Origin of the sequence: Coprococcus eutactus (assembly GCF_001404675.1) — a bacterium.
Lineage (GTDB): Bacteria > Bacillota > Clostridia > Lachnospirales > Lachnospiraceae > Coprococcus > Coprococcus aceti.
Genome location: NZ_CYXU01000001.1, coordinates 1 through 18,085, shown reverse-complemented (window position 1 = coordinate 18,085; position 18,085 = coordinate 1). Strand labels below are relative to the sequence as shown.

Annotated in this window: 16 protein-coding genes and 1 riboswitch; of the genes, 5 read left to right on the top strand and 11 right to left on the bottom strand. The window is 43.2% G+C overall.

What is annotated here, in order from left to right:
• Window positions 1-10: 10 nt before the first annotated feature.
• The 6 genes from ARA78_RS00080 to ARA78_RS00055 all read right to left on the bottom strand — a co-directional run bounded on the left by ARA78_RS00080 (window position 11) and on the right by ARA78_RS00055 (window position 8,634).
• Entirely contained in the window at window positions 11-1,540 is a 1,530-nt protein-coding gene (locus ARA78_RS00080; RefSeq protein WP_055279807.1) for a putative DNA modification/repair radical SAM protein, read from the bottom strand.
• Between the two features lie 195 nt (window positions 1,541-1,735).
• A complete protein-coding gene (gene pckA, locus ARA78_RS00075; protein WP_004849399.1) occupies window positions 1,736-3,340 on the bottom strand; it encodes a phosphoenolpyruvate carboxykinase (ATP) in 1,605 nt (534 codons plus the stop codon).
• A 241-nt stretch (window positions 3,341-3,581) separates the two neighbouring features.
• Window positions 3,582-4,571 (bottom strand): ion transporter, encoded by a 990-nt coding sequence (locus ARA78_RS00070; protein WP_055223667.1) that lies wholly within the window; start codon window positions 4,569-4,571, stop codon window positions 3,582-3,584.
• Window positions 4,572-4,617: 46 nt separating this feature from the next.
• The gene (locus ARA78_RS00065; protein ID WP_015533311.1) at window positions 4,618-4,884 is read right to left on the bottom strand and encodes an OmpA family protein; all 267 of its coding nucleotides are present in this window, start codon (window positions 4,882-4,884) and stop codon (window positions 4,618-4,620) included.
• Between the two features lie 550 nt (window positions 4,885-5,434).
• Complete coding sequence (gene putP, locus ARA78_RS00060) at window positions 5,435-6,916, bottom strand: sodium/proline symporter PutP (RefSeq protein WP_015533312.1); 1,482 nt, start codon at window positions 6,914-6,916, stop codon at window positions 5,435-5,437.
• A gap of 392 nt (window positions 6,917-7,308) precedes the next feature.
• Window positions 7,309-8,634, bottom strand: a complete 1,326-nt coding sequence (locus ARA78_RS00055; protein WP_015533313.1) for a phenylacetate--CoA ligase family protein — start codon at window positions 8,632-8,634, stop codon at window positions 7,309-7,311.
• A gap of 254 nt (window positions 8,635-8,888) precedes the next feature.
• Window positions 8,889-8,994: riboswitch (TPP riboswitch) on the top strand.
• 82 nt (window positions 8,995-9,076) lie between these two features.
• Here ARA78_RS00055 and thiS point away from each other — a divergent pair.
• The 5 genes from thiS to ARA78_RS00030 all read left to right on the top strand — a co-directional run bounded on the left by thiS (window position 9,077) and on the right by ARA78_RS00030 (window position 12,608).
• A complete protein-coding gene (gene thiS / locus ARA78_RS00050) occupies window positions 9,077-9,277 on the top strand; it encodes a sulfur carrier protein ThiS (protein WP_015533314.1) in 201 nt (66 codons plus the stop codon).
• Entirely contained in the window at window positions 9,277-10,047 is a 771-nt protein-coding gene (locus tag ARA78_RS00045; RefSeq protein ID WP_015533315.1) for a thiazole synthase, read from the top strand. Before thiS ends, ARA78_RS00045 begins: the two co-directional genes overlap by 1 nt.
• Before the next feature lie 14 nt (window positions 10,048-10,061).
• Complete coding sequence (gene thiH, locus ARA78_RS00040) at window positions 10,062-11,315, top strand: 2-iminoacetate synthase ThiH (RefSeq protein WP_055279806.1); 1,254 nt, start codon at window positions 10,062-10,064, stop codon at window positions 11,313-11,315.
• A 73-nt stretch (window positions 11,316-11,388) separates the two neighbouring features.
• Window positions 11,389-12,036 carry a thiamine phosphate synthase gene (gene thiE / locus ARA78_RS00035; protein WP_055143818.1) on the top strand — a complete coding sequence of 216 codons (648 nt, stop codon included), beginning with the start codon at window positions 11,389-11,391 and terminating at the stop codon, window positions 12,034-12,036.
• Window positions 12,037-12,158: 122 nt separating this feature from the next.
• The gene (locus ARA78_RS00030; RefSeq protein WP_015533318.1) at window positions 12,159-12,608 is read left to right on the top strand and encodes a PadR family transcriptional regulator; all 450 of its coding nucleotides are present in this window, start codon (window positions 12,159-12,161) and stop codon (window positions 12,606-12,608) included.
• A 56-nt stretch (window positions 12,609-12,664) separates the two neighbouring features.
• On the opposite strand, the gene ARA78_RS00025 is transcribed toward ARA78_RS00030, so the two are convergent.
• The 5 genes from ARA78_RS00025 to ARA78_RS00005 all read right to left on the bottom strand — a co-directional run.
• Window positions 12,665-13,963, bottom strand: a complete 1,299-nt coding sequence (locus ARA78_RS00025) for a CAP domain-containing protein (protein WP_055223663.1) — start codon at window positions 13,961-13,963, stop codon at window positions 12,665-12,667.
• A 551-nt stretch (window positions 13,964-14,514) separates the two neighbouring features.
• Window positions 14,515-15,054 carry a hypothetical protein gene (locus ARA78_RS00020; RefSeq protein ID WP_015533320.1) on the bottom strand — a complete coding sequence of 180 codons (540 nt, stop codon included), beginning with the start codon at window positions 15,052-15,054 and terminating at the stop codon, window positions 14,515-14,517.
• 159 nt (window positions 15,055-15,213) lie between these two features.
• Window positions 15,214-16,422, bottom strand: coding sequence for an ATP-binding protein (locus tag ARA78_RS00015; protein ID WP_015533321.1), 1,209 nt, complete (start codon window positions 16,420-16,422; stop codon window positions 15,214-15,216).
• A gap of 583 nt (window positions 16,423-17,005) precedes the next feature.
• Window positions 17,006-17,425 (bottom strand): hypothetical protein, encoded by a 420-nt coding sequence (locus tag ARA78_RS00010; RefSeq protein WP_055223661.1) that lies wholly within the window; start codon window positions 17,423-17,425, stop codon window positions 17,006-17,008.
• A 10-nt stretch (window positions 17,426-17,435) separates the two neighbouring features.
• On the bottom strand, window positions 17,436-18,085 hold a 650-nt coding region (locus tag ARA78_RS00005; RefSeq protein ID WP_207641789.1), incomplete at its 5' end, for a hypothetical protein.

The window sequence follows — 18,085 nt, the reverse complement described above, 5'->3', positions numbered from 1 at the left end:
ACTTCCACCTTCACGCCTTCATTCCTATATCAAATAAAGTCATCTGTCTATACTGTTCATTGCCGTGTGATGCCTGCCAGTTCTCTCCCCGGCTCAGATCCGTCATCTCCCTGACAATGTAATCCCTCTCTATAGGGATCCTGTACATCATACGTCCGCCACACGTTATAAAATAATGTGCTCTCTTAAGCACCACCCCCATCTTCTTCAGATTATCGAAATCCAGACTTCCGTATCTGCGGGCTCTCACTATCCTGCCCGCCGACTTCGGCCCTATGCCGGGAATCCTGAGAAGCAGATCATACGGTGCCGTCTGCACCTCCACCGGGAACTGGTCAAGATGTCTCACTGCCCAGTTGCACTTCGGATCCATTCTCTGATCGAGGTTCGGCTCGTTCTCAGACAATATCTCCTCAGCGTGGAATCCATAATATCTGAGCAGCCAGTCCGCCTGATACAATCTGTGCTCACGGAGCAATGGAACCGCCGTATCCAGCGCAGGGAGTGCCGAGTCCTCGTTGATCGGTATATACGCGGAGTAGAACACACGCTTCAGATCGTATCGCTGATACAGTCTCTGGGCTGTGTGTATGAGCGTGTAATCCGACTCTCCGCTGGCTCCAACTATCATCTGTGTGCTCTGTCCCGCCGGGGCAAATGCCTGTCTCCTGTCTGTATCTCCAAACATGACAGGGAGGGGCGAAGAGGCAGCACCGATGTCTCTTTTATCAGAGGTCATTCCATCTGTGAGTGCCTCTGCTGCTGACATCTGCAGAGCACCATGTCTTTCCTGCCCTGCCAGCTCTGCTTTGTATGCGGTCAGATCCTTCTGCAGATTCTTCTCGTTGAATATGCTTCCAGTAAGGTATCTGTTGATACCGCTCCTCTCCATACGCGCAGTCTTGCCCACCGCCAGTCTGTGGGATTCTATAGTGCTGGTCAGCTTGCCCATGGGATCAAGTATGGTGCCAAAGCTCTTGTTCGGGGCAAGCTTCTTCAACCCCTCCTCAGTCGGCAGCTCCATATTAACACTTATCCTGTCCGCTAAATATCCCACCATGCTTATAAGCTCATCCGATGCCCCCGGAATGGTCTTCACATGGATATATCCATTGAACCTGTACTTCGTCCTGAGAAGATACAGAGTCTCACACATCCTCTGCATGGTGTATGTCGGATCCCTGAGCACACCGGAGCTCAGGAACAACCCTTCTATATAATTCCTCTTGTAGAACTCTATGACCAGATCGCACAGCTCCTCCGGTTCAAATGTCGCTCTTGGCACATCATTGCTTCTGCGGTTCAGACAGTACTTGCAGTCATATACACAGTGGTTCGTCATAAGGACCTTAAGCAGCGATATACATCTTCCATCCGCTGCAAAGCTGTGACATATACCACATGATACACTGTTGCCCAGGGCTCCCTTCTGTCCCTTCCTGTCCACTCCACTGGATGTACACGCCACATCATACTTCGCCGCATCCGCCAGTATATTCAGTTTTTCTTTCGTTGTAAGTCCTGTAATTATCTCGTTCATGCATAATATTATACGAACATTTGTTCGGCATTGCAAGAGGTAATTTCTGGTTGCCGGTTAAAGCATAATATTACTTATGGATGGCGCAGACAAAAAAAGACCAGACACACTCTGAACGAATGTATCCGGTCTTCTCTATGCGAAAGGCTCTGGACTATGACAGTTCCTTTCTTCTATATGATCCTAAGCTATATCTTAGAGCTGTGGGCCTGCTGCAACTAATGCCTTACCTGCTGCATTACCCTCGTACTTAGCAAAGTTCTTCTGGAATCTTGCTGCAAGATCCTTAGCCTTTGTCTCCCACTCTGAAGCATCAGCGTATGTGTCACGTGGGTCAAGGATTGCTGGATCTACGCCAGGAAGCTCTGTTGGAACCTCGAAGTCGAACATAGGGATCTTCTTTGTAGGAGCCTCATTGATAGCACCACTGAGGATTGCATCGATGATTCCTCTTGTATCCTTGATTGAAATTCTCTTGCCTGTTCCATTCCATCCTGTGTTAACAAGGTATGCCTTAGCACCGCTCTTCTCCATCTTCTTAACAAGCTCCTCTGCATACTTTGTAGGATGCAGCTCGAGGAATGCCTGACCGAAGCAAGCTGAGAATGTAGGTGTTGGCTCTGTGATACCTCTCTCTGTACCAGCAAGCTTTGCTGTGAATCCTGACAGGAAGTAGTACTGTGTCTGCTCTGGTGTAAGGATTGATACTGGAGGAAGTACTCCAAACGCATCTGCTGAAAGGAAGATTACGTTCTTTGCAGCTGGTGCTGATGATATAGGTCTTACAATGTTCTTGATATGATCTATTGGGTAAGATACACGAGTATTCTCTGTTACGCTCTTATCAGTGAAATCGATCTTGCCGTTTGCATCAAGTGTAACGTTCTCAAGAAGAGCGTTTCTCTTGATAGCGTTGTAGATGTCTGGCTCTGAATCCTTGTCAAGGTCGATAACCTTAGCATAGCATCCACCCTCGAAGTTGAATACGCCGTTGTCATCCCAGCCGTGCTCATCATCACCGATGAGGAGACGCTTTGGATCTGTTGAAAGTGTTGTCTTACCTGTTCCTGAAAGGCCGAAGAAGATAGCTGTGTTCTCACCGTTCATATCTGTGTTAGCTGAGCAGTGCATTGAAGCCATTCCCTTAAGTGGAAGGTAGTAGTTCATCATTGAGAACATACCCTTCTTCATCTCTCCGCCGTACCATGTGTTAACTATAACCTGCTCATGGCTTGTGATGTTGAATGCTACACATGTCTCTGAGTTAAGTCCTAACTCCTTGTAGTTCTCAACCTTAGCCTTTGAAGCATTGTACACTACGAAATCTGGCTCGAAGTTCTTAAGCTCTTCCTCAGTTGGCTTGATGAACATGTTTGTTACGAAATGAGCCTGCCAAGCAACCTCAACGATGAAACGGATAGCCATACGAGTATCAGCATTTGCTCCGCAGAATGCATCAACTACGAAAAGTCTCTTGTTTGAGAGCTCCTTCTTTGCAAGATCCTTAACTGATGCCCATGTCTCCTCTGTCATTGGATGGTTATCGTTCTTGTACTCATCTGATGTCCACCATACAGTGTCCTTTGAGTTCTCATCTACTACGATATACTTATCTTTAGGTGAACGGCCTGTATAAATACCAGTCATAACGTTAACTGCGCCGAGCTCACTAACCTGTCCCTTCTCGTATCCCTGAAGGTCAGCCTTTGTCTCTTCCTCGAATAACAATTCATATGAAGGATTGTGTACGATCTCTGTTGTGCCTGTAATGCCATACTTAGTTAAATCAACTGTTGCCATTTTTCTTAACTCCTTTTCTTTAAATGTATTTCATTGATAGGTGCATGTCGCCTGTACCCTGCCGGCACCGCAACTATACAGCACTCAATAATCTGAAAATAAATATGAACACTTTCTCTCATATTCAGTTGAAAGTATACCCAATTAGTCAAAATAAATCAATATGATTATTGAGTTTTTTTTGTAGTTTACAGAAACTTCTCATTTATAATCTCAATTTTATATTTATTACTTGCATAACCTAAGATAATGAGCTTCCACGTCTCTTCTCAAGAAATTTTGACTTCACTATCAGAATATCACCTGTCTGTATCTCCAGATCACCTGTCGGCAGTATAGACATATTATCCCTGAGTACCATATATATATTCACACCATACTCCTCCGTAGCCTGGAGTATGGTCCTGCCGCAAAACTTGCTCACATCATCTACGAGCAGTTCTCCAATCTCGTCCACATCAACAACTTTGGACTCCTCGTTGGCATTGTTCTGATACTGTTCTACAAATCCGGCGCTTATGATACCTGTAGGTATCGCTACCAGCAGAACTCCCATAAATGCTATGACTATCGCCATGCATTTGCCCAGCAGCGTGATCGGGTAAATGTCTCCATACCCCACGGTAAGGACTGTCGATACCGCCCACCATATGCCGCTGAAGGCGTTGCTGAACACTCCCGGCTGTGCGGCATGCTCAGTGCTGTACATACACAGGCTGCTCGCCATCATCAGTATAAATATGATGAACATGGACGATATGATCTGTCTGCTCTTTCTCAGCAGGACCATCTTGATGACATTGAAGCTGTCGTACTTTGAATTGATCCTGAAAAGATGGAATATACGGATCACCCTGAGCATCCTGAACGCCACGAAGCCAGACAGAAAGAACACTGGTATGATCGTGAGCAGATCCACAACTCCGTCATATGATATGAGGAACTTTCCTATAGCCTTTCCTCTGGTGCATGTGGGATACAGGAAATCCGCCGTCCATATGCGGAGAATATACTCAACACAGAATATGCCTGTAGTCACCCACTCGATAACACTCAGCAGCCCATAATATGGTTCAAGCTGATCGTAGGTCTGCAGGAACATCACCGATATGTTCGACAATATGACACCCACTATGAATATGTCAAATGCCCTGCTCGCCAGATTGCTTTTGTCCCCTATCTGTATTATGTCAAATATTTGCTTTTTGAGTTTTGTCTTGTTTACCGCCATTGCTCTCCTCTTATATATCTATTTGTCCTTGAGAATGTCCATCATCTCATCTATCATCTCTTCGTCCTGAAGCCTGAACTTGATCTCCACGCGTCTCGACGCTGCCATGTCCACTGCTTATGATGCCGTTGCTCTCCGTCAGACAGTACTTTGCCACTGAGAACGTTCGCTGCTGTGAAAGTTCAAGATTGTATATGTAGGAACCATTCGTATCCGTGTGTCCCTCTATGATTATCTCCGAAACGTATTCCCTGTAATCATCGCGCAGAAGCACACTGCAGTACTTCGGCAGGAACTGGTTGATGGTAAGCATACACGAATATACCACCCGTTATGGCAAACATACACACACTTATAATCGCCCTATCTCCTATCATAATTAAAAAGAGGCTGTTTTACCAGTTGAAATACTTACTCCTTTACCTGTTATTTACATATTTATGCGGGATTTACATGTTTTTACAAGGCTCTGTGCATACCGCACAAATGGCCATTTTCTTTTTGTGCACTTTGAAAAATGTGTCATAAAATCTTTAAATTTTGAAGATTTTATTTTGCAAAACGTTTTTTTTCTGTACATATTCTGTTCATATTTTGTGTATATACTGAACTCAGTTGTTCAAGAGAAAGTAATTTACTCTTAGTTGTTTAAGTTGTTGTTTAAAAAAGAACCGCCTAGCAATTCAGGTGGTTCTTTTTTTGCGCACAAAATTATCTCTTATTTAGCAAAAAAGGCTGAAAAGATACAATTTCTTCAGATTTTGTATCTTTTCAGCCTTTTATTTTGATTTAGAGATAATTTTGTGTGCAGACAAACTCATCCGCCACCAAAAGATCCCAGCTTTATAACTCTACACTGCAAATTACTCCGTAGGAAGCTTAGCCTTCTCGAATATCTCAACAACCTTGTCGTCAGGCTTCTTTGTGAGAAGTGATACGACGATAGCTGTGATGAACGCTGCTGCAAATCCAGGAACGATCTCATAAAGTCCTGTTGGTGTTGCAAGGAACTTGTACCAGAGCATGTCAACAGCAAATCCGACTATGATAGAAGCAAGTGCTCCATTGTAATTCAGTCGCTTCCAGTACAGTGACAGAACGATGACCGGTCCAAATGCCGATCCGAATGCGCCCCATGCATTTGACACGAGTGCCATGATACCCTCGCAGTCCGGATTCATCGCTATGGCAAGTGCCACAACTGAGATGATGATTACCACAATTCTTCCTGCCCAGAGCATCTCCTTGTCAGATGCACTCTTTCTGAATATAGGCTTGTACACATCAGACGAAAATGCTGATGATGAAGCAAGGAGCTGTGAATCAGCTGTACTCATGGACGCTGCAAGGATAGCTGAGAGAAGTATACCAGCTACAAGTGCAGGGAACACGCCTCTTACAAGTCTGATGAATACCTGTGAGTTATCTGTAAGTCCACCGCCAAGATACTTAAGGCCGACCATACCAACTACGGATGCCATAACGAGGATGATTCCCGTCCAGCAAGTACCGACTATTCTGGACTTCTTCATCTCCTTCTCTGACTTGATCGAAATATATCTTATAAGAATATGTGGCATACCCATATATCCAAGTCCCCATGCAAGTCCTGATATGATATTGATCACACTGGTCTTGTCAAATGAACCACTTATAAGGGCATTGTAATAATTGTCTGGAATGACAACATCAGGTGCTATAAAGCCAGCGCCCTGCATGGTGATGACCGCAATGATAGGTGCGATCATGAGAGCTGCAAGCATCAGAAGTCCCTGGAAGAAATCCGTCCAGCACACTGCATTAAAACCACCAAGGAATGTGTACACGATGATGATGACTGCAGCGCCGATCATGGCTGTATTCCTATCGATGCCCATAACAGTGTTGAACAGAGTACCGCAGGCCGATATACTTGACGCAGCGTATATACAATATGCAACCACAAATATAACTGCACATATTATGAGAAGCAGCTTATTGTCTGACTGAAAACGATTTGTCAAATACTGAGGTATAGTGATCGAATCGTTGTACGCTATCGAGAATCTTCTGAGTCTCGGTGCTATGAATATCCAGGCACATGCTGTTCCGATGAACAGACCAACTGATATCCACATGTTGCTGAGTCCTGTCGCATAGAATGCTCCGGGCAGTCCCATGAGAACCCACGCACTCATATCAGATGCTCCGGCGCTGAGTGCAGCCACCAGACCATTCATATCTCTTCCTCCAAGAAAATAATCCTTCTCGCCGGCATTCCCCTTGGATTTGAAGAAGAAATAAATTCCTACACCGATTACCAGGACAAAATACGCTATAAACGCAATCATCTCGTAAACATTCATTAGTTAATCCACCTTCCATAATAATTATAATTTATCTGCTCCGCACCAACTTTACCACTGCAGTGCAGTATCTCACTGTCAGCGCACATAACAAAGCAAATTCTACACGGAAACATACCAAAATGCAAGGTTTTTCAGCATTTGGCGATTTTATCTGTTTTGCCAGTTTCCCGGCGGCAGGCCTCACAGCTGATGTCTGCTGGTGCAAGCCTCCCAAGATCACTGCCTGATCCCTGCCTGATCACTGCCTGATAAAACAGCCGGCTCACAGCGGCATGCCCGGTCTCGATCCCGGAAAGCTCGCCATTAAGCCGGCTGTTTTATTCTCTCTATAGTCTTCCGCTCTCAAACATTTCAGTCCTGTGATTCGTCTGACTACTCAATCTTACCGATTAGAATCCGATATGTCTGTTATCTGTGATCCTCTTTGCCTTGCCCTCTGAACGTGGAATGGTCTTAGGTGGAACCAGCTCAACCTTTGCGCTGATAAGCAGTGTCTGCTTGATATCTGTCTTGATGCGGGATGCAATAGCCGCAAGCTTTGCAGCATCGCCCATATCCACATCTTCCTTGAGCTCTACCTGAACTGTCAGCTTATCCTGTGAATTCACACGATCAACCACGATCATATAATGAGCTGAAGCCTCCTCCACGCCGAGAAGGACTGACTCTATCTGACTAGGGAATACATTTACACCACGGATTACAAGCATGTCGTCTGTACGGCCTGTGATACGGCTCATCTTGACTGTTGTTCTTCCACATGCACATGTGCCGTGTGTAAGTGTACATATATCGTGTGTCCTGTATCTGATCATAGGTGTACCTGTCTTGGTAAGGGTTGTAAACACAAGCTCTCCAGGAACTCCGTCTGGAAGCGGCTCCTCTGTGACCGGATCAATGATCTCTGCAAGAACATGATCCTCGTTGATGTGCATTCCGTTCTTCTCAAAGCACTCAAATGCAACACCAGGTCCACCGATCTCTGTTAGTCCATATATATCAAATGCATCGAAGTCAAGAAGCTCCTCAAGGTGCTGTCTCATCTCCTCTGTCCAAGGTTCTGCTCCGAAGTAGCCTGACTTGATCTTCAGTTCTGATGGATCGATGCCCATCTCCCTGATGGTCTCTGCGAGGTATGTAGCATATGAAGGTGTACAGCAAAGCATGGTTGCGCCGAGTTCTTTCATCATCATGATCTGTCTCTGTGTGTTGCCTGATGACATCGGAACTACCATGGCACCAACCTTAGTCGCGCCCTGATGTGCTCCAAGTCCACCTGTGAACAATCCATAACCATAAGCTATCTGGATGACATCATCCTCTCCGCCACCAGCGCACTTGATAGCTCTGGCTACCATCTCCGTCCACACATCTATATCGTTCTGGGTGTAGCCAGCTACAACAGGCTTACCTGTGGTTCCTGATGAACCCTGGATTCTGATGATGTCCTTCCTGTCTGCTGCAAACAGTCCAAATGGGAAGTTATCCCTGAGATCTGTCTTCTGCATAAATGGCAGCTTGACGATATCGTCTATGCTGTTTATATCCTCCGGCTTTACTCCCGCCTCGTCCATTCTGGCTCTGTATGCCGGTACATTTGCATATTCAAGTTCTACTGTCTTTCTAAGTCTCTCCCCCTGAAGCTTTCTTCTCTCCTCAGGATCCATACACTCCATCTCTTTATTATAGATGTAATGAATCTTCTTCTGTCTCATAACTTCACTGTCCTCCATAAGATAACTCAAATCAGCATTTGTGCAACCTGCTGATTTTGTATGACACTTTAGCGCGCCAAACAACTAAATTGTACATACATATGTGGGCTGTGTCAAGGAAAAGCCATCAATCGCAGTACATTTTCCGTATATTTTTGAGAGAACTTCGAATATTTGCGGTCAAATGACATCTTTGCCTGATAGATTACTCTTGCATTCCGGGTTTTCAGGTCGTATATTATTATCTGACAACAAAAAGAGGACGCGGGAGCTTGTAGTACAGGCTGAGAGGAAGGTGTGACCTTCGACCGGAAACCTGATTTGGATAATGCCAACGTAGGGAAGCCTGATAGCAGACGTTTGTTAAAGTGCAGACTTTATTGGAGTTACCAGATCGGTAACTCTTTTTTTGTGCAGATAAAAGACTTTGGAGGAAAGGGCTATGGTAACAGTGAACGGAAAAGATCTCGACGTTGCCGGGCAGAATCTGGCGGCATTTCTTGAAGAATCCGGCTACAAACCGGTGCGCATAGTTGTTGAGATCAACGAGGAGATCATACCGAGAGAGACATACGCAGACATTACATTTAACGACGGCGACTGTGTGGAGGTCGTGAGTTTCATGGGAGGAGGAGCATTATAATGAAAGAAGACAAGCTGATAATAGGAGGACATGAATTCAATTCAAGATTTATTCTGGGTTCAGGAAAGTATTCCATGAAGCTGATCGAATCAGCTATAAAAGACGCAGGAGCAGAGATCATCACTCTGGCCGTCCGCCGTGCAAATACAAAGGAAGAGGAAAATATTCTCGATTTCATCCCAGAGGGAGTTACTCTCCTGCCAAATACAAGCGGCGCGAGGAACGCCGAGGAGGCCGTGCGCATAGCAAGGCTTGCAAGGGCTCTGGGCTGTGGAGACTTCGTCAAGGTGGAGATCATGCGCGACAGCAAATATCTCCTTCCCGACAACCAGGAAACGATAAAGGCAACCGAGGCACTGGCAAATGAAGGATTTGTGGTACTGCCTTACATGTACCCGGACCTGAATGCCGCCCGTGATCTGGTAAATGCGGGAGCCGCAGCGGTCATGCCACTGGCATCACCTATAGGTTCCAACAAAGGACTGGCTACCAAAGACTTCATCCAGATCCTCATCGACGAGATCGAGCTTCCGATCATAGTTGACGCCGGTATCGGAAGGCCATCCCAGGCATGTGAAGCCATGGAGATGGGCGCTGCCGCCATCATGGCCAACACTGCCCTCGCCACAGCCGGAAATCTGCCACTCATGGCATCGGCATTCAAGGACGCGATAAATTCAGGCCGAAAGGCTTATCTGGCAGGTCTTGGAAGAGTTCTCACCAGAGGGGCATCCGCTTCAGATCCACTGACCGGATTCCTGCATGACTAAGGGGGTGCACTCAGATGGAAAACCACTTTCTGATAGATTCGGAATATCTTTCGCCGGAAGCGCTGCAGATCAAACACCGTCTGGAGACAGATCCATCGTCAAGGAAAAGCCATATGGAATACCTTCCGGGCATGGAGGTTATTGAATCTGACATCCGCAGCAAGGTCATGGAGCACATGAACAGCTACGACTACAGCAGTTACACAGGCAGAGACGTCATGGCTGCCCTTGAACACGAGACGTGCAGCATAGAGGACTTCAAGGCTCTGCTCTCCCCCGCCGCCGAACCATTTCTTGAGATGATGGCGCAGCGCGCAAGCCGCGAAACAAGCAGGCACTTCGGCAACACGGTCTACATGTTCACGCCGCTCTACATAGCCAACTACTGTGAGAACTACTGCGTATACTGCGGCTTCAACTGCTACAATCACATCAACAGAATGAAGCTCTCAGCAGAGCAGATCGAGAAGGAAATGAAGGTCATCGCCGACAGCGGCATGGAAGAGATCCTTATACTGACCGGCGAGAGCCGCAGCCAGAGTGACGTAACGTATATCGGCGAGGCATGCAAGCTTGCAAGGAAATACTTCCGCATGGTAGGCCTTGAAATATATCCAGTGAACACCGATGAGTACCGCTACCTCCATGAGTGCGGTGCGGACTATGTGACAGTGTTCCAGGAGACCTACGACGCAGACAAATACGAGACTCTTCACCTGATGGGTCACAAGAGAGTATGGCCATACCGTTTCGACTCGCAGGAGCGCGCCCTCATGGGCGGAATGCGGGGCGTTGCATTCTCAGCACTGTTAGGGCTCTCCGACTTCCGCAAGGATGCACTGGCAACAGCCCTTCACGCGTATTTTCTCCAAAGAAAATACCCACACGCAGAGATGTCACTCTCCTGTCCAAGACTGAGACCGATCATCAACAACGATCAGATCAATCCTCTGGACGTACACGAGAAGCAGCTCTGCCAGATACTGTGCGCATACAGGATATTCCTGCCATTTGCCGGAATAACGGTATCTTCAAGGGAGAGTGCAGACTTCAGGAACGGCATAGTGAAGATCGCAGCGACCAAGGTATCGGCGGGCGTGTCAACCGGAATCGGCGATCACGAAAGCAAATACAGCGGCAAGACTTCCTGCAGTGAGCAGGGCGACGAGCAGTTCGAGATCAACGACAACAGAAGTCTTGAACATATGTATTCAGACATAGAGGGCGAGGGACTGCAGCCCGTACTCAATGACTATCTGTATGTGTAACAACAACTATCAGATCAAAACGATCTGAACTATACAGCATACCGCCGTCTGCCGGCGGAGAAAGAAGTTTGAAATGTATACATTTGATCCTACTTTATATTTTATAACGGACAGCACAGGGTTGTCCGAGGAGGAATTTCTGTACAGAGTGGAGTGTGCTCTGGACGGCGGTGCGACACTCATGCAGCTTAGAGAAAAGGAAAGAACTACCCGTGAGTACATACATCTTGCGGACAAGGTGCACTCAATTGCGCGCCGCTACAACGTGCCACTCATCATAGATGACCGGGTAGATGTGGCGCTGGCGACCGATGCCGAAGGTGTCCATGTGGGGCAGACAGACATGCCAGTCTCCATAGCCAGAAAACTCATGGGGCCTGACCGCATCGTGGGCGCAACCACCAAGACTGTTCCTCAGGCCGTGGAGGCGTATGAACAGGGAGCTGATTATCTGGGAGTTGGAGCCATCTACCCAACCACCACCAAGGTCAAGACAGTGCTCACATCCACGGATACACTGAGAGACATTTGCAAGGCAGTTCCCATCCCGGTAAATGCCATCGGAGGACTCAATCCGACCAACCTGGATGTCCTCTCGGGCATACCTATCGCCGGCATCTGTGTGGTGTCCGCCATAATGAAAGCTGACGATCCAAAGGATGCTGCCAGCCGTCTATTGGCATTATCCAGGCAGTTACAGTCAAAAACCTTTCTCAAATAAGCAAAAATTGCAAAAATACGCAACTTATTTTCATTTTAATGAAAAGAAAGGTTGCAATTAAATGATTTTGCAATTACAATCAATACAAAGTGTAACTATTTTTTTTGTATGAGGTGGTTTTAATGGAAAACGTATTAAACAGCATATATTCCAACAGTATTATGGTTCAGGATCAAAGTAATGATACCGCAAAGGAAGCAGCAGTTGAGGCTGTACATGCAAGAGTCGTTGCAAAGCCGAACTTCATCAGAGGTTCCGTGGAGCTGCTCGTACTCTATCTGCTCAGCCAGAAAGATTATTACGGCTACGAGCTGTCACAGCTCATGGACTCACTGTCAGACGGCGTGATAAAGATTCCTATCGGTTCTCTATATCCTGCACTGTACAAATTGATTGAATACGGTTTCATCTCCGATCACAAAGAGCAGGTTGGAAAGAGAATGACCAGAGTATATTATCATCTGGAGCAGCCTGGATTCCAGCGTATGCATATTCTTATAACTGAGTATACAAAGGTTCACAAGGCTATTTCATCCATACTTGACTATACTCCAGAGCCTGAGAAGAAATAATTTCTTTCAGATTAAAAATACCGTTGTCCATATTTTTTATGAACAACGGTATTTTTTTATTTTACTATTCTGTACTTCTTTGAAACTGTACCCTTATACCTTCCGGAAAACTTTATCTTCACCGTATATGTTCCGGCTTTCTTTCTCGCCTTAGGATATGTCACCTTGTAGTATTTTGATGATATTATCTTACCATTGCTGTCCTTCACAGTCACCTTAGGTGTCTTTGTCTTACCATCATACTTATATCTCGTCTGTGATAATGTAACACTCTTTATCTTCTTGACAACGATATACTTCTTCTGGCCGCATTTTCTGCATGTATGTAACACCTTGCCATCGCTTCTGGTAGTTGCTGTTTTTACTACCTTGCCGGAATATACATGCGCACATTTTCCTGTTACTGTTACCGTATATGATGCTGAACGTGATCCAACAGTGGCTGTGATCTTCACAGTTCCCTTTCTGAGACCTGTTACCACTCCTGTAGGTGACACCTTTGCAATAGCGGAATTCGATGTTTTCCACTTAGCTCCCGCAAGCACCTTATACGATGTACTTCCATACTGTCCAAGGACTGCCTTGAGTGTGAGAGTTACCTTCTGTCCCTCCTGCACGCTCTTATTTCCGGTCATCTTAACCGATGTGATATTGTCCTTCTGCACCTCCACCGTAACATCGCTCTCACCAGTGGACTTAGCCATAGTCTCAGCCTGACTGCCGCTTCCCATGAACTGGGCTGCAGTCGTATTCGGATAAGATGCATTCTTATTTATAAATGTACCAACACCCACATACCTGTTTGCAGGATTTATCATGGATGTGTAATGTCCGGTCACCGCTCCAGGAGTTCCCTTCACATAGGCATCCTTCTCGCTGTACCACTGCTCAATGCCCATGAGCATGCTCTCTGACCAGTTCCACGCAAGCACCTCGGAAGTCGGCCAGCCATTTCCCGGATATTTGAAATCAAATACAGACTTTCCGTTAAGTCTTGAGTGATACATTGTAACACTCGCCTCCGCAGCTCTGATCCTTGCTATCTTCTCAAGTCCTGCCGACCACTTGATCGGCACATAGTCGTCAAGCGTCAATTTCCGTCCATCAATCTTAACGCCCTGCTTACATGCTTCATAACGGATCTGATTGATCCTCTTCACTGCAGCCGAAGCCTCCGACACATACTTGCCCTTCATTGCTATAAACACGCAATTGGCAGATGGTTTTGTCACATCCGCAGGTATTGTCGCCGCTTCAGCACTTGTTCCTCCCGGCACGATCACTGACAATCCAACCGCAACTGCGATCGCCAGAGCCATTATCCGGTGTAACAACTTCTTCTTTTGTACTCCCATAGTTTAAATTTGTCCTCCTCTTATAATATGTATCAGCCTGTTGATTTCATTATAACTCACTATGTGATTTATTGCATGCCTATTTGCTAAACAATACAGTATATCGCATTAATCTATGTACTCAGGCATTATGTTTTCGCCTATAACACAATCCAACATTGTTTTCAATTTACCAAGTTCTTTATTTGAGTTACTCTTTATAAACTGATTTACTACCTCTAATGCCATTGGTATTTTATCTAATTCAAGAACCTCTTCTTCATAATCATCAATAATAATGTCGCATTTTTTGTTGATTTCAGCATTTGGGAACTAAATATGAGGTTTTGATTTTGACTGTCCTTAAGTGCACCCATCCCCAAAATTTTGCTATGGAACTGTCTTTATAAAAACTTTCGCTATTGCCTATTACTTCGTAAGGGCAAGTCGAAAGTTTTTGGTAAAGACAGTTAGTCTTTCATAACAAATTTTCTTGTTACAAAAAGTGCGTTTATATCGGTCAATTGGAACTTAATATGAAGTTTTGCCTTCTGGTACCATTTTCTAATCAATTACTGTGTGATAGATTTTCTTTCAACGTAAAAATTTTCAAAATTAATTTCAAAATTCCAATCGTTTCTTCCAAATGAATCCCTAGTCAAATCATTTATTCCTTGTGCTACTACCATGATATGACCAGCACAATTTTTCAACGAAACAAATATATAACCTTTTGGACAATTTATCTCTGATAAAAAGTCTGCATTATCATCATATATTAAAAGTGACCTTATTTCATTAAACTCCTTTATAATTATTAATTTTCTTTTCTCTTCTTCATAATCAGCTGATATTATTGCACCATTGATTACAGAAATATCCTTATTCCTATAATTAAGATGATTTCCTAAACTCCTATACGAAAATACTAAATTTCCCTCTTCATTATATGCACTAAATCCACTATCTGATGTTTCATATTTTTCCTTAATCATTAGCATACCTTTTCCATGCTTAAATGCATATAAGGTATATTCGTTATAAATCGAGATGGTTTTGCCTCCCACATCCCATTCCACCATTTTATCATTTTTATTAACACGCACATCCATTTTTCATACTCTTTTCGCTAATCTACCCAATATTCATCAACAATATGGACATAATCTTCTCGTTTTATATCACTTCCTAAATTCGAAAACAAATCAACTTCACGGATTCAGGTCTTTACTATGAAATTGGGTGGGATTTTGGTATTTCATCCCTCAATCTTATTCCTCACCAAGTAAGAACTGCAGCGCATTAATTCTCCTGATACCATCGTAATCAGCATCAGGGTCTTCATCCAGTGTTATGATATACTTTGGATAATGGTCTGTAATTTTCTGCAATGGTCTTAGCTCTCTTAAAAGTGTTGATTCCTCTCTGACCGTAGCAGCCACCTGATAGTAAATAATTCCCTTACTGTTCATGGCAACAAAATCCACTTCCTCTGATTCCACCTTGCCGACATAGACCTTATATCCTCGTCTAATAAGCTCAAGATAGATTATATTTTCCAGAATATGACCAGTGTCTGCATTTCTAGAACCAAGTAACATATAACGAAGTCCAATGTCAACCACATAATATTTATCAAGAGTTTTCAAATAATTCTTACCCTTCACATCGTATCGTTTTGCCTGATAAACTACAAATGATTCTTCCAGCGCTGTAATGTATTTCTCAACAGTTTTTACATCCACTTTTCTTCCGTCAGATGTCATAGTGTCACTGATTTTCTTTGTCGATGTAAGATTACCAATATTATCAAACATAAATCGTATCACACTTTCAAGCATCATCACATCGGTAATCTTCTTTCTTGAAATAATGTCCTTTAACATCACAGTGCTATAGATACTCTCAAGATACTGATTAATTACTTCTTCCTTCTCATCCAACATCATAGCATATGGAAATGAACTGAATTTCAAATATTTCTGATACTTTAGCGAAAGTTCTTTTTCATCTCCCGTTGCCTTCACATATTCTTTAAAGGAAAGGGGCAACATCTTGACCTCCACATATCTTCCGGAAAGAAATGTTGCAATCTCAGAAGATAGCATATAGGCATTCGAGCCTGTCAGATACAAATCTACATTTGGCTTTAAATTCAAACTGTCCACAACCTTTGGAAAATCTTCCACATTCTGTATTTCATCAAAGAACACATAGTGCATATCATCATCTACAAGCCTATCCTTGATGTATTTATATAATTCTCTTGGCTGCTTCAAATCTTCATAATCATAGTCTTCAAAATTAATAGCAATGATATGGTCTGCTTGTACCCCAGATTCTTTCAGATAGCCCTGAAATATCTGCATAAGCGTGGATTTGCCACATCGTCTGATACCTGTTACAATCTTTATAATGTCTTTATCTTTAAATTCCTTCAAAGTTTGAAGATACTCGTCTCTAAGTATTATCTTATTCATATAATCCTCCTGTTTTGCGAAACAAAATCCGAGTCCTATGATGAGGAGAGGATTTACCTTCTTTCTTATGAATCTATTTTCGATGACTAATTTATTTTTTATTTGCTGTATTCATTATATCCAAAAACTTGTTTATTTTCAATAGTTATTGGATTTCATTCCAAAAACTATTCTTTTATTGTTTTTTCTTGGATACCATTATTATATTCAATATTTCCAGATACAATTCCAGAAAACGTAAGCGATGTATAATCGCACGGTTTGTCGCCACCAACATTTCATTAGATAATCACTTCAGGAGTGAGTATCTCTCCGAATCAGCTGTATTTGTAGTTGGAGCCGTTTGCTCTAACTGTGATTGATTCCGGTTGAATTCACTCTGAATAACCTTTAGGAGTGAATTACTATGAGTTCAAAAAGACTGCACTACTCTGATTTCGCTTTAACCTATGAATTCCTCTACGGAATTCTGACTCGATTCATAGTAATCGGTCACCGAAAAGTTTTGCCTTCGGCAATGGTTATGGAGGTAGTTGGATTTATTAGATTTTACTTCTAAGGAAGTCTTAAAGTATAACCATAATTAAATATAAACAATCACAATGCCTGTCTCCGATGATTTATTATCATAATATGAAAATATTTTTCCCCATGCATAATCATATTCTATTCCTGTAATACTTTCATTACTTGGAATTCCTAATTCATTTTTCAAAAAATCATTATTATGTTTTCTTAATTCTTTCAGAATATTATCATTCATTGTTTGATAATTCATTTTGTACTTCTCTTCAGCATTACTTAATTCAACTTTTGATATTATCTTATTATCACAAAAAATAGTAGTCCAGAACTTTTCTTTATTTAATTCCATTGGCTCCTTGGATATATATACTTTTCCAGTATTAAATTTTATTACATTGAATTCATCTGCATTTAATATATCAATACTCGTCTTTGGTTCAATAATATATCTTCCCAATTTAATTTTCCCATTTTTCATAGCATTTCTCCTACTTAATTTCATTCATCATACCGAAATATTCCTCTAGTGATATTTTAGTATTTGTTAAACTAATCGTTTGATTATCTAATTTTTCCAGTACTCCATTAGCACAATTAAAATCAAAATTAGGGTCAAATCTTTGCGTTAATCCTCCTTGACCAAATTGCGGATTATTCAAAGCGACTCCATCTGCCACATTTAGTTCTCCATGAACTTTGTAAGGAGTTAACTTACTTCTGTATTCTGCATAAGCCATTCCTTTTTCATAATATGGTTTTACTTGCAATCCTCCAAAGACCTTTTGAGCATCATTGCCTATAGTCTGCGCTACTTCTGATGTTGTAGAATACCCCGTTGGGAATGGTTCGCCCATATAGATTATATCACCATCATGTAATGTTATATTCGTATAGGCATCCACACCAGTATAGGGATAACTACCTTGCCAAGCGGACGCTACTTCTGATGGATTACAACTTTCCCAACACACATTTTCTTTCCCATATGTATCCCTATAATAATTATACCAATCCATTCCTGTAACATCGTCTATTGTTGTACTTCCACCCTCACAAGTAATACTTCTTTCAGACTCCACCCGCCCTTTGCTAGTAGACATAACCCTATTCTTTCCATCTGCTTTTGACGATGACTTTC